The 25580-nt window shown below is 54.5% G+C and carries 7 protein-coding genes; 5 read left to right on the top strand and 2 right to left on the bottom strand.

What is annotated here, in order from left to right; genetic code table 11:
• Positions 1-24: 24 nt before the first annotated feature.
• Entirely contained in the window at positions 25-1671 is a 1647-nt protein-coding gene (locus NAL19_RS04950; protein ID WP_225087182.1) for a multidrug ABC transporter permease/ATP-binding protein, read from the bottom strand.
• Between the two features lie 868 nt (positions 1672-2539).
• Between NAL19_RS04950 and NAL19_RS04945 the strand changes: the two genes are divergently transcribed.
• From NAL19_RS04945 to NAL19_RS04930, 4 genes are all read left to right on the top strand, one after another.
• Positions 2540-17137 (top strand): Ig-like domain-containing protein, encoded by a 14598-nt coding sequence (locus NAL19_RS04945; RefSeq protein WP_263058924.1) that lies wholly within the window; start codon positions 2540-2542, stop codon positions 17135-17137.
• A gap of 479 nt (positions 17138-17616) precedes the next feature.
• Positions 17617-19017 (top strand): TolC family outer membrane protein, encoded by a 1401-nt coding sequence (locus tag NAL19_RS04940; RefSeq protein WP_411561427.1) that lies wholly within the window; start codon positions 17617-17619, stop codon positions 19015-19017.
• Between the two features lie 84 nt (positions 19018-19101).
• Positions 19102-21240 (top strand): type I secretion system permease/ATPase, encoded by a 2139-nt coding sequence (locus NAL19_RS04935; protein WP_263058922.1) that lies wholly within the window; start codon positions 19102-19104, stop codon positions 21238-21240.
• A gap of 10 nt (positions 21241-21250) precedes the next feature.
• Entirely contained in the window at positions 21251-22420 is a 1170-nt protein-coding gene (locus NAL19_RS04930; protein WP_263058921.1) for an HlyD family type I secretion periplasmic adaptor subunit, read from the top strand.
• A 110-nt stretch (positions 22421-22530) separates the two neighbouring features.
• Here NAL19_RS04930 and NAL19_RS04925 read toward each other — a convergent pair whose 3' ends face one another.
• Entirely contained in the window at positions 22531-23739 is a 1209-nt protein-coding gene (locus NAL19_RS04925; RefSeq protein WP_225087177.1) for a glycoside hydrolase family 28 protein, read from the bottom strand.
• Between the two features lie 737 nt (positions 23740-24476).
• Between NAL19_RS04925 and pelI the strand changes: the two genes are divergently transcribed.
• Positions 24477-25532 (top strand): pectate lyase PelI, encoded by a 1056-nt coding sequence (pelI, locus tag NAL19_RS04920; protein WP_225087176.1) that lies wholly within the window; start codon positions 24477-24479, stop codon positions 25530-25532.
• The last annotated feature ends 48 nt before the right edge of the window (positions 25533-25580 follow it).

Here is a 25580-nt window from a genome sequence, read left to right as displayed (position 1 = left end):
AGCATTACGCCACGCTGATTTACGCTACCGACTAATCTGTGCCACCGCATCCTGAGAGGCCTGTTCACGCGCGTCGCCCGTCAGTTCAGACAACATCCCCTGATGCATTTCAAGCAGTCGGTCAGCATGTTCAAAGTAGTGATCGTCATGGCTGATCGCCACAATCGTTTTCCCCAATGCACGCAATTGCGGTAACAGCTCAAGATAAAACACGCGGCGGAATTGCGGATCCTGATCGGCCGCCCATTCATCCAGCAGTAAGATGTCCCGCTGTTCGGCAACAGCCAGCAGCAGTGCCACACGCTTACGCTGCCCCTGAGAAAGCTGTAAGTTCATCACTTGATGATTCTCCAGCGTCAACTTATGCCGCATGTTCAGACGATCCAGCCAGCTGTCGACCAGCGCCATATCCGGCTCCGTTCCCTGCGGGCCCATCATCTGCCCGAACAAATGGAAATCGGTAAAAATGGCAGAAAATAGCTTTTGGTAATCCTGTCGCGTTTCCGCCGTAACGGCGTGGTTATCCAGCAGCAGCGAGCCGGAAACCGGGGTATAAAGCCCGGTCAACAGCATCGCCAGCGTAGATTTCCCGCTTCCATTACCGCCAATCAGAAACACCAGTTCGCCACGTTTTATCACCAGATTGATCGGCCCGACTTCAAATCCGGAACCCTCATAGCGAAACACCACATCACGCAGTTCCAGCGTGTGCCAGTCCGCAGGGGCTATCGCCTCGGAAAACGGCTCCCGATAATCCGCCAAATCGAAGCGTTTCAGCTTATTAAACGCAACTTGCGCACTCAGCAGCGTCGGCAGAGCACCAACGGCCTGTAGCATCGGCGTACGTAAAAAAAGCAGCGTCAGTGAGTAGGTTGCCGCGACATTGGTATCCGCCCAGCCGAGATTATTTGCCATGAAAAAGACCGCGCCAATCACGCCCAGCATCATAATATTCGACCAGTTCACCGCGCTGAGGTGGAAGGTGTCAGCACGAATCACGTTCTGTCGGTAATCCTGCGCATTGGCCTGATAAACCTCTTCATACAGTTTCTGCGCCCGCTCACGGTTGAGCGCCAGTTCCTTACGCCCATTAATCACCGTTTCAAAATCTTTTTGCAGCCGATCTTCCGCTTCCCGCACCTTAGTGAGATGGCTATACACGCGGGAAACCAGCATAAAACCGCCCCAAATCGTTATCGCGATCCAGAGCGACGTTACGATCAGCATGTTAGGAGAAAGCCACGCCAGATAAGCCGCAGAGCCGATTGTAAGAATGATGCCCTGAATCAATTCAGGTAGGCGAACAAACGCGAGTGTGATGTTGCGAATATCGCTGGATAGGCTGGCAAGCAGTTGCGCACTACCGATCTGCTCGATACGCGCAATGTTGGTGTCCAAAATACGCTTGATAAATTGCCCACGCAGGCGATAAACAAAATGATGCCCCAACGTAGTCAACGCCAGCTGCGACACCAGCGTCACGCCCATTAGCAGTAGCAGCAGGCCCAGAAATTGCGGCAGTACGCTCAACGACTGATTGACCGTTTCAATCAATTGCAGGTTGATAAAGGCAATCAGTCCAATGCCCAGCGCGGCACTCAACAAACTTAATAGGATTACGGCAAGAAATGGCCAACGGTATTGGTGGTAAACAATGCGGAGTAACTCCATAACAACCTGGTCTCTATGATGAAAACAATCGCCCGCAGTTTAATGGCGGTGACCGTGATATCAAGAATAATTCTCATATCTAGCGTTATACCAGGCACACTATAGCCCAAATAATTCGAGTTTCAGGACAAAACGTTAACGTTTTGAACAACGCAAAGCGTTGACCCTTCAGGGCAAGGCCCACGACGGGCCGAGTATTTGAACGTAGCCAACGCACATGCAACTTGAAGTATGACGGGTATATACATATCCCACATCCAGCCTCATCAGCACAACGCATTAGAAATAATGATGAATTATCACGATTAGTTATCGTTTTACCGATGACACGCTTCGTCAACGCGCATTTCTCATTTCCAACAATAATAAACACAAATTGATACAAACAATATAAATAACCACATTATAAAAAAGGTTAATAACCTAAGCCATACCGCCCCAAAAGCGCACAAAAAACCTATTATTATGCATTTAGGAACATTATGTAATGATAATCGAACATTACAGTTAGTATTGTAATGATTAATAACGGAGGGTAATACGACTAAGCTATTTAATACGTAGGAATATTGTCATATTTTTATTTCAAAACATTTCAAAAAAGTTGGATTTTTAGTTAAGCCACACCTATAAATATCAAGAATTGGGTGAGTTTCATCCCAATGGACTAATCCACATGGAAGAGGGATACACAGCAATCTATTTAGCCATATTTGACTATTTCTTTCTGCTTTTTGTTTCTGAACCAGGTCAGCTTTAGCACCCCGCTTTTTGTTGGTGGTGCATATCCCATACGTCTCCCACCGCGACACTGATCCGATGAGAGAGGTATTAAGACAATGGTTGCAGATAAGCAAGAGGCTATTTCATGTCAGATATGAATGTTATTGCGGGAAATGCAAATATCCTGTCTCGTCAGGGTGGTAAATTTATCAGAGCTGTCCCGGAAGGAACCACAAATGTCGAGCTGCTGGAGAGCAGCACCGTAAGAATTTATGGCACACCGGACATCGTGTCCCGCTATGAACGCCTCGGCGACGATCTTATCTTACATATGAAAGACGGTACCACCGTCCGCTATGAAAGCTTCTTCACGCTGGATGCCGCCGGTTATCACAGCGAACTGGTTTTTGACGATGGCACCCGTCTCATCCATGCGCAGTTCTCAGGTGCGGCGGCGGCTGAAGGAGCGACACTCGCAGCAGAAGCCGCTGCTCTTACGCCAGAATATTCCACGCTGGGCGATATGACATCATTGTTGATTGGAAGCACCACCACCAGCACGATTTCTGCGGCCACGCTAGGCGGTATTCTTGGTGCCGTTGCTATCGGTGGAGCTGCCATCGCTGTCGGTTCATCAAGCAGCGACAATAAATCCACCACGCCAACCCCACCTGAATCTTTAACCATTAATCCCTTCGCTGGAGACAATATCCTAAACCGCACAGAGATAGGGGAAGCCCATACTCTTAGCGGAAAAACAACAGGCATCAACGCAGGGCAAATCGTCACCATCACATTGAACGGTGTGGTCTACACCACGACCATTGCAGCCGACGGCACCTGGAGTTTTACACTGCCAGCAGATGCGTTTACCGGGCTGGAAGACGGCATTTACGCCTTAAAAGTGAGCGTGACGGATGCAAATGGCGTCATCCATGAGAAAACCCTCGATCTCACCATTGATACCCTGCCTCCGAATTTGACCGTTGATAAATTTACAGGCGACAATTACCTCACCGTAGGGGAGCTGGCAAACGGTCAGGTTCTAAACGGAACGGGGGAAGCGGGCCAGAACGTCACTATCACGCTAAATGGAAAAACGTATACCACGACCATTAATGCCGCCGGTAACTGGACCCTCACCATCCCTGCCGCCGATCTGAGTACGCTGGGCGAAGGCGACCACGCAATGACGTTCAGCGTGACCGATAACGCCGGTAATACCACCGTGGTTAACCGCACCATCATTGTCGACACCACACCGCCGGAACTGTCTCTGTCGCCATTTACCGGCAACAATCTGATCACCGCCGACGAACTCCAGTCTTCGCAGTCTGTCTCCGGTACCGCTTCCCTGTCAGATGTCGGTCAGACCGTGACGGTGACATTTAATGGCACGACCTACACCACAACGGTAGGAAGCGATGGCTCATGGAGTGTTACGATTCCTTCCGGCGACATGCAGGCGCTGACGAACGGCACCTACAATCTGGTGGCATCATTAACGGATAAAGCAGGCAACACCACCACCCTGCCTCCGCAAACCATCACGGTGGACACCAATGTCGAAGCAGTCAACATCAGCATCGTTTCAACAGATGACCGCCTGAATGCCGTGGAAGCAGGGCAGCCGCTGACGGTCAGTGGGACGACAGCCAACGTTGCCGCAGGCCAAACCGTCACCGTGACATTGAACGGAAAGACCTACACCACCACCACAGGCACTGATGGCAAATGGTCTGTGGATATCCCCAGTGCCGACCTGCTTGCCCTGACTGACGGCAGCAACACTATTACGGCCAGCGTACAAGGGATCAGCGGAGAAACCGTTACCGTCAACCATACGCTGGATGTGCACATCAATACGCTTCCGACTATCACACTGACCGCCCCACCGTTCGCCGACGGCGTATTAAACGCCGCCGAAGCCGCGCAGGATCAGGTCATCAGTGGGGAAACCGGGATTAGCGGCAGAGGCCAAACTGTCGGCCTAACGATCGGTGGGAATTATGTTACCGGCACGGTGGATGCCAACGGGAACTGGACGGTGACGATCCCCAAAGACATCCTGCAAAACCTGCCATCGGACAATATCAGCGTGCTGGAGATTGTCGTCCGCGATATCGCAGGCAACGAAACAACCGTCACACAGAACATCAGCGTTGATACGACGCCGCCGACGCTCAACGTCTCCGCTATCGCTCAGGACGATGTCCTCAATGGTGCAGAGCTGGCCGTCAACCAGGTGGTCAACGGAACAGCTTCACTCAGCGAAGCGGGTCTCCCGATCACCGTTACACTCAACGGGCAAACCTACACCACGACTGTCGGCAACGACGGAAACTGGAGTATCACGCTGCCAACGGCCGATTTGGTCGCTATTGCGGACGGGAGCCATAACCTGACCGTTACGCTGACCGATGCCGCAGGTAACACCACAACGGTAACCCGTCCTCTGACTATTGACAGTGGCGCAACCACGGCGCCAACCATCACCATAAATAACTTCGCAGACGATAACGTCATCGACGGTGCAGAAGCCAAAGTCGGTCAGCAGTTGAGCGGGACAACCACCAACGTTGAAGCGGGACAAGTGGTTACCATCAGCCTGAATGGGAAAACCTATCTTGCGACCGTGCAGTCAGGTGGAACCTGGAGCATCACAGTTTCAGCCGTGGATATCGCACTGCTGGCAGACGGTGCACACAGTATTAGCGTTAATGTGAGCAACAAAGCAGGTAACGCAGTAAGCGGAAGTCGCGATATCACCGTAGACAAATCTGGCGACAGCATCGCCATCAATATTATCGCCAGCGACAACCTATTGAGTCAGGCTGAATCCCTGCAACCGCTGGCGATCAACGGTAATACCGCCAATGTTCCCGCAGGGCAGACGGTGACCGTTACGCTGAACGGGAAAAACTACACCACCACCGTTGCCGCAGACGGCAGTTGGACGCTGCAAATCCCCAGCGCCGATCTCCAGCTTCTGTCAGATGGCAATGCGACCTTAACCGCCAGCGTGACGGTGGCGGGAAGCGCTACCGTCAGCGACGCACAGACACTGGGCGTACACATTCATACGCTGCCACAGCCAACGATTGACACGCCATTCGGCAACGGTTCTCTGAACAGTGCAGAAGCGCTGGTCAGCCAGACCATTACCGGCCACACCGGCGTCAGCGGCGCTGGGCAGACAGTCATCTTGTCCTTCGGCGGGAAATCTTATACTGGAACGGTGGATACCGCAGGTAACTGGAAAGTTACCGTCCCTGCGGCCGATCTCCAGCAGTTACCGGAAGGTAATAACACGCTGTTGGTCACGGCACAAGACGCCGCAGGAAACCAAGCCAGCAAGACATTTATCAGCCCTACCGACTTTACGGCTCCGATCCTGACCATCGGTACGATTGCGGGCGACGACACCATCAATCTGGTCGAATCGCAAAGCAACCAGAGCGTCAACGGTACCGCCTCAATTAGCGAAGCGGGTCGTACTGTCGTTATCACGTTCGATGGGCAGTTCTATACCGGCGTCGTCGGTAATGATGGCAACTGGAGCATCAATTTGCCCACCGCGGCTCTGCGCGGCATGGCCGATGGCAGCTATACGCTAACGGCCTCGCTCACCGATGCTGTCGGTAATACCTCCAGCGTCGAGAAGTCCGTCACGCTCAGCGCCGATCCTGCGCTCCAGCCGACAATCTTCGTAAATGCTTTTGTTGATGAAAATAACGTCATCACAGCGGCCGCTCTGAAAGTCAGCCAGTGGCTAACGGGCACCAGTTCGAATGTGGAAGCCGGTCAGGTTGCCACCATTCTCCTCAACAAGAAGTTCTACTTCGCTACCATTCAGAGTGGTGGCGACTGGAGTGTAGAAATTCCGGCTGAGCATATGGTTGAACTCAGTGAGGGAACGGTATCGATCTCCGCTCAGGTCACCGATCTGGCAGGTAACACCGGGAACTACGAAACCTGGTCCTCTATCGATACGAGTAATGACAGCATCTCTATCAGCATTGTTGCACTAGATAACCAGATCAATCGCCTCGAAGCGTCACAGCCGCTGACGATTTCAGGTTCAACGGTCAATGTCACACCGGGCGAAAGCGTTACCGTGACGCTTAATGGCAAAACTTACATTGGCACCATTGCCGCGAACGGTAACTGGAGCGTCACTGTTGAAAGTAGCGACATGCTCGCCTTACCGGATGGTAAGGTCACCATTACCGCCAGCGTTGCCAACCCCGGTGATGTTCCCGTTACTGCCAGCCGTGATATTGATATTCATATTAATAACCTACCACAGCCAACGATTAACCAGCCTTTCGGCGATGGCATACTGAACATCATCGAAGCCGCTAATGGGCAGAACCTGACAGGGAAAACCGGGATTACTGGTGGGGGCCAAAGCGTCATCATTACGCTGAACGGCAAAACCTATGCCGCTACCGTGGATAATCAGGGAAACTGGAGTGCTGCGCTTCCCGCCGCCGATCTACAACTTCTGCCGAGCAGCGTACAGGCTATCCACGTAGAGGCAACGGACAGCGCGGGTAACAACATTGAAATCACTCGCGATGTTACTGTCGATCTGACGCTCCCCATTCTGACGCTGAGACCGTTGACCAATGACGGTATCATCAACGCCGCCGAGAGCCTGAACGATCAGGTGATATCCGGTAATGCACTACAGTCGGATGCGGGTCGCACCGTCACCGTTACGATCAACAATAAAAATTATCAGGCGCAGATTCAGCCTGACGGTAGCTGGAGTACCACGATCCCCTCCGCCGATCTTCAGGCGCTGGCTGACGGTAACTACACCGTGACGGCAACATTGACCGGAGCATCAGGCAACACGACCACCAGTACCGGATCATTAACACTGGATGCCAGCCCGGCCAACCTGCCTCTGCTCACCGTCAACCCCATCGCGCTCAATAACATCATCGACGGCGGTGAAATCAACGTCGCGCAAGTCATCAGCGGTAACAGCCTGAATGTCGAGGCTGGGCAACGTGTGACCGTAACGCTCGGCGACAACACCTACACCACAACGGTCGACAGCAACGGCCAATGGCGCGTCAGCGTGCCGTCTGCCGATCTCCTTCATCTGGCACAAGGCACGCATACCGTCACGATCGGCGTCAACGACGTCAGCGGTAACCCGGCAACGATCAGCCAGACGATTACGGTGAACACCTCTCTGAGCGGTATCGCCATCGATACCATCGCGGGTGACGACAAACTGAACCAAATCGAGGCGGCGCAAGATCTGACCGTCAACGGTAGCAGCCAGAACGTGACAGCGGGCACAACCGTCACCATCATGCTGAACGGGAAAAGCTACGACGGCGTCGTACAGCCGAACGGTTCGTGGAGCATCACCGTATCAGCAGCGGACGTCAGCGCACTGGCCGACGGCAACACAACCCTCACCGTAACAACGGTAGACAGCGCAGGAAACGCGTTGAGCGGTAGCCGTACCATTGATGTGTTTACCAACAGCAGCCCATCATTGACGCTAAACACACCGTTCAGCGATGGTATCCTCAATGCCGCAGAGGCGAGTGTTACCCAGACGCTCAGCGGTACAACGGGTATCACTTCACCGGGGCAAACCGTCACCGCCACGCTGGGCGGCGTGACGTACACAGGGGTTGTTGACACCGCAGGCAACTGGACCATTTTACTCCCTGTAAACGGTCTGCAAAATCTGCCGAACGGAACCACAACATTGCAGGTTAGCGTTAGCGACGCTGCTGGCAACAGCAGTTCCCTAACCAGCAACATTACCGTGGCTCGCACCCCGCCGACGTTGACGACGGGCAACATTACGACCGACAACATCCTGAACAGCACCGAGGTACAGAGCGATCAGTTGTTAACCGGCACCGCCTCGCCGTCCAGCGCAGGACAAACCGTTACCACAACGCTGAATGGCAAAGTCTATAGCGGTATCGTCGGCAGTGACGGCACCTGGAGCATCACGATTCCGTCAGCCGACCTGGCTAGTCTGTCCGATGGCAGTTACAGCGTCGTGACACGCCTGACCGATACCGCAGGCAATACCACCACGGTCACACAGACTGTTGCCGTCGATGCCAGCCCGCTCAACGCACCGATCATCACGATTGGAACGTTCGCGGGCAATAACATTGTTGACGGAGCAGAAGTAAACGTCAGCCAGGTACTCAGCGGCACCAGTAAAAACGTTGAGCAAGGCCAGACGGTGACGATTAGCTTCAATGGCAAAACGTATACCGCTCAAGTGCTGTCGAATGGGAACTGGAGCACGACGATCTCAGATGCTGACATGGCTCTGCTGACTAACGGTAGCCAGACGATTACCGTCAGCGTAAGCGATGTCTCCGGTAATACCGCGACATCCAGTAGCAGCGTGACGGTGAATACCAATGCAAGCGGCCTGTCTATTGCGCCAATTACCGGGGATAACCAGCTAAATGTGCAGGAAGCGGCAAGCGGCATAACCATTAACGGCGGTGCCGTCAACGTCGCGCCTGGCACGGACGTCAACGTCATACTTAACGGGAAAACCTATACCGTTCAGGTACAGCCAGACGGAACCTGGAGCGCCCCCATTCAGCCTGCCGATCTGCAAGCGCTGGGAGATGGCATCATTACGGTAAATGTCACGGCGGTTGATCAGGCGGGTAATGCCCTGTCGGGTACGCAGCAGTTGGGCGTCAGCATCCATAACCCACCGGTGGCCTCGCTGCATATGCCATTCAGCAACGGTTATCTGAATCTCAGCGATGCACAGGGCGGGCAGACCCTCTACGGTACCACGGGCCTGCGCGGAGCCGGGCAAACCATCAGCGTCACTATTGGCACTACGGTTTACTCCGGCACGGTTGATGGCAATGGCAACTGGAGCCTGCAATTGCCGTCGTCCGTTCTGACGGTGTTGGCAGACGGTCTCCTTAACATTTCTGTTACCGTCAGCGATGCTGCGGGCAACACCTCCACCGTTCAGGGCAGTGCATTCGTTGATTTGACACCACCGGTGCTGACCATCAATCCGATTAGCACTGACGATATCATCAACATCGCGGAAAGCCTGCAACCGGTGGTGATCAGCGGGACGTCGCCCATCAACGACAGCGGTCGTCCGATCATTGTTAGCGTCACCATCAACGGGCAGATCTATCAGGGGCTGGCGCAAGCCGACGGCACCTGGAGCGTCACCGTGCCCGCTGGCGACCTGCAAAACATGCCGAACGGTATCACCGCGATCACGGCTAGCTTGACCGACGCTGCCGGCAATATCGGTACGGTAAGCCATTCGATTACGCTGGATACCGACCCAGCCAAAGCGCCGACCCTAACGATAGCGACGCTGTCGACCGATGATTACCTCAATCTGGCCGAATCTAGTCAGCCGTTGACGATCAACGGCAGCAGCCAAAATGTGGAACAGGGTCAGCAGGTCACCGTCACCCTCAACAATCAAACCTACGTTGCTACAGTAGGCGCAGATGGCAGTTGGAGCGTACAAGTTCCTGCAACGGATGTCGGCAACATACCTGATGGTAAACAAACGGTGAGTGCCAGCGTGACGGACGTAAGTGGTAACCCTGGTTCGGCGACGCATAACATCACTGTCATCACCGATGCCGCCAACCTGCCCGCTATCACCATCGCGACCCTGTCTGGCGACGATGTCGTCAGCGCGCAGGATGCGCAATCTGCTCTGCTCATTTCCGGTTCAACGACAAATGTTCAGACGGGACAGCGCGTCACGGTAACGCTGAATAATAAAACCTATCTGGCGACCGTTGGCGCAGACGGCAGCTGGAGCACGACCGTTCCCGCCAGCGATGTACAAAATCTGCCGCAGGGCAATCAGAATGTGACCGCGGCAGTCAACGACATCGCACAGAACCCAGCCACCGCGACGCATCCGTTTACGGTCGATACCATTCCCCCTTTACTGTCTATCGATGCGCTGGTCGACACCAGCGATATCGGGTTGGCAGACGCGTTGGCCGGACTCCCGTTAAGCGGCAAAGGCGAGGCGGGTCTTTTGGTCACCATCAAAGTCGGCACAGCAGTTTATAGCACTGTCGCCGATAGTAACGGCATCTGGCAAATCGCCATTACGGCAAACGATCTGCTGGCGTTGGGCGACGGTGTGAAGACGCTTGAAGCCAGCGTGACCGACGGTGCAGGAAATACCAGCACAAGCAGCATTGATATCACGCTAAAAACGCAGTCGCTGCCGACGCTGACGCTGAATGCGCTCTATGACAATAATGTCCTGACAAGCGCGGAACTGGCAACGGAAACGACCATCGGCGGCACCTACACCAACCTGCCCGTCGGGACAACGATTCAGGTCACGATCGGGGCTTACACCGTAACGGGCGTGACGCTCGCAGGCGGCCTGTGGAGCGCCACCATTCCGGCCAATGCACTCAGCATTCTGGCGGATGGCAACGTGCAGGTCAGCGTGACGGTAACAGACAGCGCGGGCAATACCGGCAGTGCGAGCGCCACGCTGGATGTCGTCATCCACACCAATTTTGCCATCAGTATCGCCACACCGTTTGTTGACGGCGTGCTAAATCAGGCGGAAAGCACGGTGGATCAGTTGCTGACGGGCACAACGGGGATCATCGATCCCGGACAGAGCGTGTCTGTTGCCGTTACCAATGGCGCGATAACCACCACCTACAACGCCACGGTGGCGGCAAACGGCCAGTGGAGTGTGACGCTGCCTGCCGCCGATTTGTCGGCATTAGGCGATGGCACACACACCATTAACGTGACCGTCACGGATCATGCGGGCAATATCGGAACAGGAAGCGGAACGTTCACCAGCGTCATTGTGGGCGTGCCTGTCGCCTCGCTGGATACTCCGTTCGGCGATGGCAAACTGAGTCTGGCCGATGCACAGCCGGGCGCTACACTATCTGGACAAACGGGGCTCTCCAGCAACGTGGGGCAAACCGTGTCGGTCAGCATTAACGGCACCAGCGTCCCTGCCACCGTGAACCCTGACGGCAGTTGGTCGCTCTCGCTGGATCGTCAGACGCTGATCGACCTGCCGGATGGTACGGTGAATTTCACCGTCATCGTCACCGATTCTGCGGGCAACACCAGTACCGCAGCAGCCACGGCGAATGTGCTGACCACCACCCTGCCGGTACCAACGTTAGATTTGCCTTTTGGCGACGGCATCCTTAACGCCACTGAGATTCAGTCCATCCAGACCTTAACCGGCAAAACCGGTATTACCAGCGCAGGCCAGGAAGTCACCATTACGGTGACCAATAAAACCACGCTGGCAACCACCACCTTTACCGCCACCGCAGACGGCGTCGGCGGCTGGTCCAGAGCGCTGAGTCCTGCCGATCTGTCGATCTTCACCGAAGGCAATTACAGCATTAGCGTCAAGGTCACCGATTGGGTTGGTAATGCGATTACCAGTACCCCGATCGATGTGAGTTCGGCACAGACGCTGCCTGCCCCAATTATCGACGTGACGCCGTTTGGTATTGATAATATCCTGAATATCGCCGAAGCCGCATCTGCACTGACGTTCTCTGGCCGCACGCAAATTAGCGGTAACGGGCAAAACGTTAAACTGGAGATCGACCTCAACGGTATTCGCTACACGGCAACGGTGGATAGCAGCGGCAACTGGTCCGTTACACTCCCGCCTAACGCATTGAATTCGCTGGTCGATGGTCAACATACCATCACGGTGACCGCCGTCGATGAGGCAGGCAACACCGGATCTACCCCACTCATCTTTACCAGCGATCTCACGCCACCAGCCATCACGCTGAATACGCCGTTTGATGATGGCTATCTGAGTATCGCAGAAGCCGCAACGCTGGCGGGCAGAACGCTTAGCGGCAGCGCGGGTGATGCGGTGAGTGTGACCGTCACGTTTGGCGGACAACCGCTCGTCACACAGATTAGCGGAGGCGTATGGACAGCCACACTGACCCCAACGCAACTCAGTCTGCTTGCTGACGGAACGCAGAATATCGTCATCACGGCAACAGATAGCCAGGGCAACAGCGCGACGCTGAATTCTCAGGCAATCCTTGCCGTACAGGTCTCACCGACGCTGGCGATTACCGCCTTTGCTGGGCTGGATGGCCTCAGCTACGCGGAAAGCCGCACCACGCAGACCATCAGCGGTACTGCCACTGATTTGGAAGTGGGGCAAACCGTGACCGTCAGGCTGAATAACGTCAGTTATACGACGCAAATTCTCGCTGGAGGCACATGGAGCGTGACCACCCCTCCAGCCGCGCTGCAAGCTCTGGCGAATACGACCTACACCATCACCGCCAATGCGACAGATAAAGCGGGTAATCCGGCGACACAAGCCAGCGTAGGATTCAATGTCAATCTGACACCACCGTCCATCGCTATGGTGATCGACCCGATAGCGGACGACAACATCATTAACGCCAGCGAGATAAACGGTAATATCACCATTTCTGGGCGATCTATCGGCCCGTCATCGTCGATGACTGCGGTATCGCTTAACATTGGAAGTTCGCCACTTATCGTCATCACTGACATCAATGGCTTCTGGAGCACCACCATTCCCGCCAGCGTCTATTTCACCACGCAAGGCAACATCAATATCACCGCGACGTCGCTCGATGCGACCCTCACGCGAACGGTGCTGGTCGATACGGTAGCGCCCACGCTGGATATCGTTACTTTTGCCGGTGATAACATACTGAACAGTACGGAAGCCAGCACCGCCCAGACGATTACGGGGACAGCTTCCACCACGGAGGCCGGACAACTCGTCAGTGTGGTGCTGAATGGCAAAACTTACACGGCTCAGGTTTCCGCCACCGGCACCTGGAGTGTGAGTGTCCCTGCTTCCGATCTGGCACAGTTGAACGATGGCAGCCACACCATTACCGCGACGCTCACGGACATAGCAGGAAATACCACCACGGATACGCAGGTCGTTACCGTCGATACGGGTATTCCACTGCTCAGCGTGACGCTGTTCGATGACAATATCCTGACATTAGCTGAAGCCGTGGCGGGCGCAGCAATCACCGGTACAGGCGAAGTCGGGGCTACCGTCACGTTAACCGCCGGGCCGTTGACGGGCACGACAACCGTCGGCTCTGACGGCAAATGGACGATTCCGGTGCTGTCCGTCAATCTGCAAAACCTGATCGACGGGCCGCAGGTCATCGGCGTGACGCTGACCGATACCTCGGGCAATAGCACACACCTTGATGTCACGCTGGATGTTGCGCTGAACAAGACGCTCGGGGCAGGTATTACGGATATCTTCGGTAACGATGGCATCCTCAACCTGGCCGAATCACTGGTCACGCAGGTCATCAGCGGTAATGCGACAGGGAACTATCTGGGTGCGAAAGTACAGGTCACCATCCTGGGCAATACGGTAGAAGGCACCGTGGGTGCCAACGGCGCCTGGAGTGTCGCCCTTGCCCCGAATCTGTTCGCCGGTCTGAGCGATGGCCTGCTCGCGGTTAACGTCGACATTGTCGACTCACACGGCAACGTGAAGAATCAGTTGGTCAATATTGATGTGCTGAAATCTCTCCCAGTCATCAACTCCGTTATTGCCTTCACGGACGGCGCGTTGAATGCAGTAGATGTCGCAACCAGCCAGATCATCAGCGGTGTAGTGAGCGGCGGCAGCGTCGCATTAGGGGCGACGGTGAGTGTGACGCTAGGCACCAAGGTTTACACCGGGATCAGCGTCGGCGCAGGCGGTGCCTGGAGCTTGACCGTTCCTGCGTTGGATCTTCAGGCTTTGCAAGATGGAACGCTGGCGCTTGGCGTCACGGTCACCGATCAGGCGGGCAACACCGCCAGTCAGATCGTGAACGTTCCGGCCGTGATCAAAAATCTGCCGAGCATTACGCTCAACCCCGTCTTTGGCGACAGCCTGCTAAATCTGGGCGACCTGCTGACCGGCCAAATCCTCAGCGGCACAGCCACCGGTCTGGCTGGCAGAACCATTACGCTGAGCATTGCAGGTTCACAAATCGCTACAGCCACTGTCGGATCGGATGGCAAGTGGAGTACAACCGTCACCCCAAGCGTACTGGGTATTCTGCAAGGGCTGGGCAGCGGTGATTTCACCGTGAGCGCCACCGCGACAGACAGTGTCGGTAATAGCACCACGGGCAGTGCCGGCATCACGTTCGATTTCGCACAGCCGGTAATTACGCTGAACCCGATATTTGGCGGCGATGGCTTTATCAACGCGGCAGAAGCACTGGTGGCACAAACGATCAGTGGTGTGGTCACCAATGCCAGCGCAGGTTCGCAGGTTGCGGTAACCCTTGGCGGAAAAACCTTCCTGTCTACGGTCGGGGCAGGCGGCGCGTTTAGCCTGACGCTGCAACCATCGGACCTCAGCGCGTTAGCCGATGGCAGCACCACACTCGGCGTTTCTATCACCAATGCGTCCGGCAACACGAGCACCGTCAGTAGCGCGATCAACATCATTGCCAAAAATCTGCCGACAATTAGCCTTGGCTCACTGTTTGGCGGCGATGGTTTCCTCAATGCCGCAGAAGCCGCGCTGACACAGACGATTAGCGGTACCACCACCAACGCTGCGGCGGGCTCGTCGATTGTCATACGCATTGGCACCCTGACGCTCAACGCTACCGTTGGCAATGACGGCACCTGGAGCGCCAGCGTCACGCCACTGCAACTGTCCGGCCTGGCCAATGGCAACCTCACAGTCAGTGCGACGGTGACCGACCCGGCGGGTAACAGTAATAGCATCAGCGCAGGTCTCAACGTTTCCATCCTGCCACCGACTATCACCCTCAACCCCTTGTTCAACAACGGCGTGCTGGATCTTTCCAGCCTGTTGAGCGCACAAACCATCAGCGGAACGACAACCAATGTGGCAGCAGGTACCACGCTCAGCGTCACGCTGGGCAGCAAAACCTACACCACAACGGTCGGTGCCAACGGTAGCTGGAGCTTGCCAGTCCCAAGTCTCGACCTGAAGGCGCTCGTAGATGGTGTGACTAACGTCGGCGTTCGTCTGGTTGATGCCGCGGGTAACGTAGGGGAAACCACCAGTGCCTTGAATGTCATTATTAACGCCTTGCCAACCATTGCGATTAACCCGTTGTTTGGCGGTGACGGCCTGTTGAATGCCGTCGAGGCTGCCGCGGGTCAGGTCATCAGCGGTACCAGCACCAATGCGGTAGGTTCCACTATCCAGATTTCACTGGGGACCAAGACCTACTCTGCCGTCGTGCAAAACAACGGTAGCTGGTCGGTCAGCCTGCCTGCGCTCGATCTCAACAATCTGACTGACGGCACGCTGTCCCTCAGTGCTTCTCTGACCAACGCCGCAGGAAAAACCACCAGCGCAGGTGCCTCGATCGGCGTGGGCATTCATGCCCTGCCAACGGTCAGCCTCGGCTCACTGTTTGGCGGCGATGGCTATCTGAATCTGGCCGAAGCAGGCATAAACCAGATAATCAGTGGAACCACGACCAATGCGGCTGGCGGTAGCATCACCCTGACCGTCGGCGGGCTTGTACTCAGCGCCACTGTCGCCAGCAACGGCACCTGGAGCATCAGCGTGCCGAGCGCCAACCTGCTCAACATTGCCGATGGCAATTTAACCATTGGCGTCAGCGTCACCGATCGCTATGGCAACACCAACAGTACCGGCACCAACGTTGTCGTCAAAACCCACCAGCTACCGCAGTTGGGGATTGACGCGGTGGGGTCGCTGATTGGCAACACCGTTGGGCTGTTGGCGAACGGCGTCACCGTCAGCGGCACCTCGCGCTACGTGCAGCAAGGTGCCAAGGTGACCGTCACGCTGCTCGGCCAAACGCTACAGGGCACGGTCGGTGCCGATGGCAAGTGGAGTGCACATTTCAGTAGTTCGCTACTGGGCATCAACGTTTTCAACGTGGGTGCCATTTTGACCGCGCTGTTGGGAACAGCCGTTGAAGCCTCCGTCACCGATCAGGCGGGTAACTTCACCGGCGTATCCGCCGGATTAACATCCGGAATCTCCCTTGGGTTACCGCTGGCGAGCATGATGGCGCTGGACGTTGACGATAGCAGTCTCGCTCAGGTGGCCTCGCTGTCTAGCGAACCGCTCGACACCGGGGAAAGCACCGACGTGCAACCCCTTAATGTCAGCTCGAAAATGGCGGCAGCCACGCTCAGCGAGACACAAACCATCGACAAGAGCACCAGCACCGAAGTGGAAGACAGCGTGTATGCCATCGGTGGCGTCGTCATCAGTCTGGCCGACGGTACGGTGCAAACGGGCGAGGATGTCGAAGGCAGCGAAGGCGACGACATCATTACGCTTTCAACGCTCGACTTTACTCAGATCGACGGTGGTGACGGCATTGACACGCTGGTTCTGGATGGCACCGAGCTCAATCTGGATCTCACCGCGTTGGGGCTGAAAATCGATAACGTAGAGATCTTCGATTTAGGCAAAAACGGCACCAACAGCATCACACTGGATCTTGACCGCGCCCTGAATGTCACCGACCGACCCGAAGACGATCTGCTGATTGTCGGAGGCGAAGGGAATCAGGTGAACCTGATTCCGGGCGAAGGCGTCTGGAGCACGGTAGGGCAACGCGATATTGATGGCCAACGTTTCGACGTCTACCACCATTCATCGCTGGATAACGCCAACAACCTGGGAGATGTACTGGTGCAGCAAGGCCTGCTCGTCAATATGGTGTAACGGTGTGTTAAGCGCTGGCTCGGTCAAGGGCTGCTGCTTATACACAAATGCGGAGATCAACGCGGATTTTGTCGTTATCCGGCGTAAGAAATTATGCAGAGGAGATAGCAGGTTTAGGATAAGCCGCATGGACGCGGCGAAAGCTTGCGCCACGTATGGAACGTGTCGCAAGCGGTCCGTTAAACCTGATACCGACGATGGCACCGCGTAGCGGCATAATTTCCGCCAAAAGCCTGGGGTCTCGGGGCGAGCGGCGTTTGAGCCGTCCCGAGTCGGGCGCGTGCTACGAGGTAGCATAAAAATAGCGCTATTATCGCGCACGAAACAGTCTCAAAAGCAGCATAGATACGTGTCCCAGAGACAGAATGAAACTGCCTCGGTAGCGGCACAAATATGTGTAAAGGAACTAAAACAAAGCGTGATGAAAACAGGGGTAATTGATGCACAAATCATTTCTTATCAGATTTTTTATCAGGGGCATGTTTTTTCAGCGCAATCGCGCTTTTTTGACTCACACATTACGCCATCACACACCGCGCTATGTCCTCGCGCTTGGAGTGGTCTGCGGTAGTGCTTCCTTCTTTTATAGTCAGCCCGCGTTCACGCAGGACGTCGCGTTTGATTGGTCAGCGGCACCGACAGAACAGCAGGTCGATAGTCTGGATCTCAAGCAGGCGATTCTCCGCGCGTTTGCACGTAACCCACAAATTGCGCAGGCCTCGGCACAAATTCGCGTCGGCGAAGCCGATCTGCGCGTTGCACAAAGCGCCTGGTTCCCGCAAATCGGCCTGAGCGGCAATGTCGGCCAGTCAGATCAAAGCGATAGTGGCGGTACGATGAGCAACAATTCCACGGCGGGACTCACGCTAAAACAGCTCCTGTACGATTTTGGTAAGACAGGTGGCAGCATTGATGAGCAGCACAGTCTGTCAGATGCCTATCGCTATCAACTCTACGGCGTCATGACCACGGTCGGTCAGCAAACCTTGTTGACCTATCTGAAGGTCAAACGCTATCAGGAACTGAGTCAGGCGGCCGAGCGTAATATCACGTCGCTCAGTCAGGTCAAAGACACCGCGACGCTTCGCTCCGAGGCCGGTCTCAGTACGCAATCCGATGTCCTACAGGCGGAAACCCGCATTGCGGGCATGAGGGCAACGCTGGAGCAATACCGTGCGCTGGAACGCTCCTCGCTGGCCCAGCTCAGCGTACTGACCGGCGTTCTCCCCACTTCCCTGCCCGATCTGCCCCGTGCGCTGCTGCAACAAAAAATTACGCTCAAGGCACTGCCCTACCAGCAAAGTAATGCCGTGCTAAGCGCCCAATCCAAGCAGGAGGCCTCACGTCACCGGATTCGCCAGGCGGAAGCCCAGCACTGGCCGACTATTGCCGTACAGATGGGTCGTACCCGCTATGAAACCGACAGACGTAATTACTGGGACGATCAGCTACAGCTGGTTGTAGAAGCCCCGCTTTATCAGGGCGGCGCCGTCAGCGCACGCGTTGATGCTGCGGCAGGTACGCGCGAAGCCGCACAGGCCGAAGTCGAAGCGGCGAAACTGGATATGAACCAGAAAGCCTCAACGGCGTATGCCGATCTCATCGGCGCACAGCAGCGTGAAAAAGCCAGCCAGCAGCAAATCACCAGCGCGACCTACACCCGCAACGTTTATCAGGATGAATACAAACTCAGCAAACGCAGCCTGAACGACCTGCTCAGCGTTGAACAAGATGTATTGCAGGCTGAAACCTCACGCATCGGCGCGTTATATGACGGCTGGGAAGCAGCGGTTAACTATGCCGCAGCCGTCGATAATCTGCTGGATATGTTGGGCATTGAGCGTCATCAAGCCACTGGCGAGACGTTACCGTCGCTGTAAGCCGGCTCACCTGCCGGATAAGACTATGCCGGATAAGAACATGCCGGATAAGAACATGCCGGATAAGAACATGCAGGAATCTCAATGACACAAGTCACCCAAACTGAAGTCTGGATTGCCGCGATGGCTCGCGCCGCCACCCACTATGGACAGGTGGTGGATACCCAGTCGGTACACCAGCAGATGCGCTGGTACGAACAGCAGCCGATTGCCCGCCAGTTAGAACAAATCAGCCACCTGATGGGATTAAGTATCAGCCTGCGACGCACGGAGAAGCTCCGCTGGCGCAACAAGATCTTACCGGTACTGGCGGAAACCGACGACGGTGGCGTCATCGTCATTGAATCGTTAAATGAAGAAGGCATCGCCACCTACTGGCTGAATGACGGCGGCGACCTTCAGCGCGAAGCCGAACTGACTGAGCTCATCAAACACAGTCAGGGGATTATCGTGCTGGTCGGCATCGCAGAACGTGGCCGCGACACCCGCATCGATGATTTCGTCAAACCGTACCGCAAGCACTGGTTCTGGCAACATTTTCGTGGTGCAAAACGGCAGATAGGGGAAATTTCTCTCGCCTCTATCGTGGGTAATGTTCTGGCACTGGCGGGGATTCTGTTCTCCATGCAGGTGTATGACCGCGTGATTCCCGCGCAGTCGATTCCCACCTTGTGGGTGCTGTTCTTCGGCGTGTTGCTGGCTGCCGCATTAGAGTACGCCATCCGTTTATCGCGCACCGTCGTCTCCGATCTGATGGGCAAGAGCATCGATCTGAACGTGTCGGGTATGCTGTTCGCCCGCGCGCTGGCGATAAAAAACGAGGCCCGGCCGAAATCTACCGGCTCGTTTATTTCTCAGTTGCGAGAAATCGATCAGGTGCGTGAACTGCTAACCTCAACGACCGTCGGGGCAGCCGCTGACATGCCGTTCGTCTTGCTATTTCTCGGCATCATGGCGATGATCGGCGGGCCGCTGGTGATGATCCCCATGCTGGCGATCCCGCTGATTGTGATTCCCGGCCTGATGCTGCAATGGCCGATGGCGAAACTCGCCAAAGAAGGGATGCGTGAAAGCGCATTGCGCAATGCGGTGCTGGTGGAATCCATCGAAGGGATCGAAGATATCAAGGCGTTGCAGGCCGAACCCTACTTCCAGCGCCAATGGGAGCAAACTCACGAAGTCAGCGCCGCCATCGGGATGAAGCAGCGCGTGTGGGGGGCACGGCTCAGCGGCTGGGCATCGACCGTCCAACAGCTCACCTATGCGGGCATGCTGGTCTTCGGCAGCTATCTGGTGCTGGCGGGCGATATCACCACCGGTACGCTCGTGGCCTGTAGCCTGCTTTCCTCACGCACCATCGCCCCGCTCATGCAGTTAACCATGGTGTTTTCCCGCTGGCAACACGCGAAAACCGCCATGACCGGGCTGGATGACATCTTGCAAAAACCGCTGGATCGACCGGAGGACGGCAAAATGGCACACTGCCCGATCCTTCAGGGGCACTTCCAGATCCACAACGTGCAATACAGCTACGACCCCGAAAAAGGTGATACCGCCTTGCAGGTCGGCAAGCTGGAGATCAAACCGGGCGAAAAAGTGGCACTGCTGGGTAAGGTCGGCGCGGGTAAATCCACCCTGCTCAAGCTGCTTGCTAATCAGGCGACCGCGACGCGCGGCAAGGTCATTATTGATGGCGTCGATATCAGCCAGATCGATCCGGCGGATGTCCGCCGCCAGTTAGGCTTCCTGTCACAGGAATCACGCCTGTTCTTCGGCAGCCTGCGGCAAAACCTGATGCTCGGCAATCCGCATGCCACCGAGCAGGAGCTGTTGCAGGCGCTGCGTATTAGCGGCGCACTCAGCTTGATCCAGCAAGATGCCTCCAGCCTGGATCGCATCATTCATGAAGGCGGACGCGGTTTATCCGGCGGGCAGCGGCAGATGATTCTGCTCAGCCGGATGCTGTTGCGTAATCCCCAGATCGTCCTGCTGGATGAGCCCACGGCGTCGATGGACGAACAGTTGGAAAGCCACGTGATTCACCAGTTAAGCAGTTGGCTTACGGGACGCACGCTGGTATTGGTGACGCACCGCCCGGCGCTGCTCAAGCTGGTTGACCGGGTGGTCGTCATGGATAGCGGACGCATCGTGGCAGATGGCCCGCGTGACCAGATTTTGAAGGCGGTCAGTAAACCGGCTGATACCGCGCAGAGCGTGGCGTAAGGGGAACACAATGAGTAGCATCACTATCCATGATGACCTGAAACGCCAGGGTCGACGCGTCTCCGTCATTATCTGGCTCAGCCTGCTGGGGCTGGTCGTCTTTTTTATCTGGGCCACCTTCGCCGTGCTGGATGAGGTGTCGGTCGGGAGCGGTAAGGTCACCCCCTCGACCCGCGCACAGGTGATTGAAAGCCTGGACGGCGGGATTATCGGCCAGATCTATGTGCAACAAGGTAACGTCGTTGAGAAGGGACAGGTGCTGGCGCAGTTGGACGTCAACCGCTTCCAGTCAGTCTACGGCGAAGCCTTCTCCCGCGTGCAGACGCTGCGGGCGTCCGCCGAACGTCTGCAAGCCGAGCTCAGCGGCGCACCGCTAACATTCAGTGCGGAAACCATTAAGGAACCTGCGCTGGCCGCACGCGAACGTCAGCTTTATGAATCACGGTTGCGCAATCGCGATGAAACCGTCGCTAACCTGCAACAGTCTATGCGGCTGGTGGAGCAAGAGCTGCGGATGACAGAGCCGCTGGTGCAGCGCGGTGCCGCCAGCACCGTCGAGGTGATCCGGTTACGCCGTCAGATTAGCGAAATCCGTGGCAAAATCGACGAAGCCAACAACCAATACGCCGTACGGGCGCGGGAAGAACAGGTCAAAAACAACGCCGATCTGGAAGCTCAGATGGAAGTGGTCAGCGGGAAAGCCGATCAGCTCAAGCGCGCCACCATCACGTCACCCGTACGCGGGATTGTGAAAGATATTCAGGTAACAACCGTGGGCGGCGTGCTGCAACCGGGCGGCAAGCTGATGGAAATCGTGCCGCTGGAAGATCAGTTGCTGATCGAAACGCGCATCAACCCGCGCGATATTGCCTATATCAGGCCGGGTTTGCCCGCCACGGTAAAAATCACCGCCTATGATTCCTCCATCTACGGCAACTTAACGGGGGAAGTCGAAAGCGTGTCGCCCGACACGCTTCAGGACGAAGTCAGGCGCGATCAGTTTTATTATCGAGTCTATGTGCGTACCACGCAGGCAGAGCTAACCAACAAAGCCGGGGAAACATTCCCCATCGTGCCCGGCATGGTCGCCAGCGTGGAGATAAAAACCGGCCAAAAAAGCGTACTGGACTATCTGATTAAACCACTGAACAAGGTCAATGAAGCGCTGCGTGAACGTTAATCCCGCGTGTGCACAAATAAAACAGCGCCGCACGGGGAACCGGCGGCGCTGTTCATGTAGCGCGACTATTTAACCGAGCTATTGTTTAACCAAGTTATTACTTAATCGAACTACTTCTTAACGGTGACGTTCTTGATTTGCCAGGTACTGTCGCTCGTCAGTGTGACGTTCTTCATGGTGACTTCTATCGGCTTTTTCGCGTTCTCGCCGTTCAGTACCACGACACCTTTGGTTTGGGACGTAATATCTTTAAATGTAATGTCGCTCCACTCAGGAACATTACTTCCCTCTTTTTTCTCATATACCGTATCAATCACAATCGGTTTCGCCACATTCTTCATGACGACATTGCTATACCGAACACCATTGACCACCCCAGCGGCCGACTTGTCACTCTTAATGCGCAAACCGTTCGTGGTGCCATTCATATTCAGGTCATCGACGGTTACGTTGTAAACCCCCATCGTTTCGCTGCCGATCGACATCCCGTGACCTGTTCCGAATTCGTTATGTAAAATGGAAACATTGCGCGTCTCGGCACGGCCTTTATAGGCTTTGATCGCCACATTATCGTCACCCGTGGAAATACTGCTGTAAGCGATGGTGATGTTTTTTGACGACATCGGATCGATACCGTCGGTGTTTCTGGCGGTGGACGGCGTTTTGATCGTGGTTTTCCACGCAGTTAAACCATCACCATCGCTGAACACGACGTGGAAATTCGGGGAGTTGATGAGGGAAACGTTATACAGCGTGAAATTCTTGCTCTTGTTAATTTGAATCAGACGAGGGGTATTCTGTTTCAGCTTTTTCACTTTGGCATCGGCGGCCAGATCCCACCAGCTTACCTTCTTATCCTGAAGCTTCACACCCCCTTGCCCATCAATGATGCCCGGCCCATAGATTCCGCTATTCGTGGTACTCGCGGCGGTAATAAATGCATTACAACCTTTACCGTTGTTATCCACTACACCACAGGACGACGCCGCATTCTCAAAAGATTTGGCGTTATTCACTGCCCGCAGCGTCACCCCTTTGTCGATTAACAAGCTGACGCCCGAAGGCAGAGAAAGCGGGCCGCTCAGAAAGACGGAAGTGCTTCCTGCACTCAACCTTACTGCTTTCCCTTTCTCACAATTATTCAGGGCTTTTTGAATGGCGCTGGTGGCCGTACTGCTGTCCGCTTTAAGCACGGTACAGGAGGACGGTACTTTCGGCTCACTCACCGTTCGTGAGTCAGAAGCCCATGCCGAAGCGCTAAACAGGCCGATAAGCCCTAATGATAGAGATAAAACTCGCTTGCCTGATTGGTATTCCATGTCAAACCTTCCCTTGTATCCCCGTCATACTTCAAGCCGCAGGTGCGTTGGCTTCTCTCAAATACTCGGCCCGTCGCGAGCCTCGCCCTAAAGGGCCGCTGCAAGCAGCGTTCAAATCGGTTTAAAACGGATTTGTCGCGCTGTTGCCGCCTTCCTGCAACTCGAATTATTTAGGGTGTAGATATCCGCAATTTTGTTGTGACTAAAAAATAAATTTCATTTTCTTTTTTATTAATAAGAAAAATAAAACGTTTTATAGAAACTAAAAATTGTCGCACATGATATGTCAGTTAATAAAAGTCCATTCACATAAAAAAACATCAATGCTTATTAGTAGAAGCATTCAATTTTATGCATGATTAAATTATCACCATAAAAGTAAATGGCACATCAACGAAACGTAGAAATCAACCGAATCCAGTCATGCCTGCCCGTGAGCGGGTGGTAAGATTTTCATCTCTTCAGAGCATCCCTTTTTCTTATTTTCTTAATAAGAACCTCCCGAATATTTATTAATTCATAAGAAATAATTAAAGAAAATATAATAAACAATTAATAAAGTTAAACATAAAATAATCACAGGCTAAATTAAATAACCTGATTAACCTCAATATTTTTTCGAATTATTATTCATTTCATATTTCCTGCTATATAATCCTCCCGATGCGCAAGGACCCACTCTTTATTTAGAATAAATAAAGAGAAAAAATATCCGTTTATTTTACAAGGAAAAACATATGTTTAAGTATTTAACACCGATATTTTTATGTACTGCTGCTTTTTCTTTTCAGGCTCAAGCTAATGACACAATGCTAATGCTGCTGAAAAAAGATAATGCCACCTATTTAAGCTGGTCTACCGATGCAGGCAACGTTGTTCGCCAGGATGTGTATCGCAACACCAGTAACAATCAGGCTGGCAGCGAAAAAATTGCAGAGCTCAATTCTACCGACAGGACTTTTACCGATTTAACCGCCAATCCAAAGTCGGATTATTGGTATTGGGTAGATACCGTGAGCGGTAATAATAATGTACTGAAGTCTAATGCAGCACCAACCGCCCCAAGCAAGGAGCCGGCACCACTGCGCGCGACGGCACTAAAAGCAACCAGCTCCGAATGTAAAGCAGGAGCGGTAATTAAAGATAAAACCGTCGATTGCGGCGGTATTACTCTGGGTCTGAGCTGTAACGGAGACAGTGATAAACAGCCTCCGGTTATCACGCTGGAAAATGCCACCATTAAGAACCTGCGCATCTCCGAGAAAGGCGGTTCTGACGGTATCCACTGTAAATCAGGCGACTGCCGTATTGAAAACGTGATCTGGGAAGACATCTGTGAAGATGCCGCGACCAATAACGGCAAAACTCTGACCATCGTTGGCGGTGTCGCACATAACACCACCAATGGCCCTGGCGGCAAACCGGACAAAGTGCTGCAACAGAATGCCAAAAACAGCCACACGATCGTACAGGGCAACTTCACTCTGACGGGTCAACACGGCAAACTGTGGCGTTCTTGCGGTGACTGCACCAACAATGGCGGTCCGCGTAACCTCACCATCATCAGCGCAACCGTTAACGGCACCATTGATAGCATTGCAGGCGTAAACCGTAACTTTGGCGATGTGGCTGACATCCGCGATCTGCGTATTAAAAACTACAAAGAAGGCAAACCGCCTGTATGTGAAGAGTTTACCGGTGTAGAAAAAGGCAAAGGTGACTCTCCTAAACACGGTGAATTCTGGGATACCAAGAACTGCAAAGTTAGCCGTTCAAACGTTAAAGCCCTGTAATTCTGCCAGCAGAGTTCGCTCCTAAATTAATGTTCCATTTGGGGTTCT

It is taken from the genome of Pectobacterium sp. F1-1 (assembly GCF_025643735.1).
In the GTDB taxonomy this organism is placed as follows: Bacteria; Pseudomonadota; Gammaproteobacteria; order Enterobacterales; family Enterobacteriaceae; genus Pectobacterium; species Pectobacterium colocasium.
The sequence above is the reverse complement of the archived record's forward strand: the minus strand, read 5'-3'. Positions and strand labels throughout refer to the sequence as shown.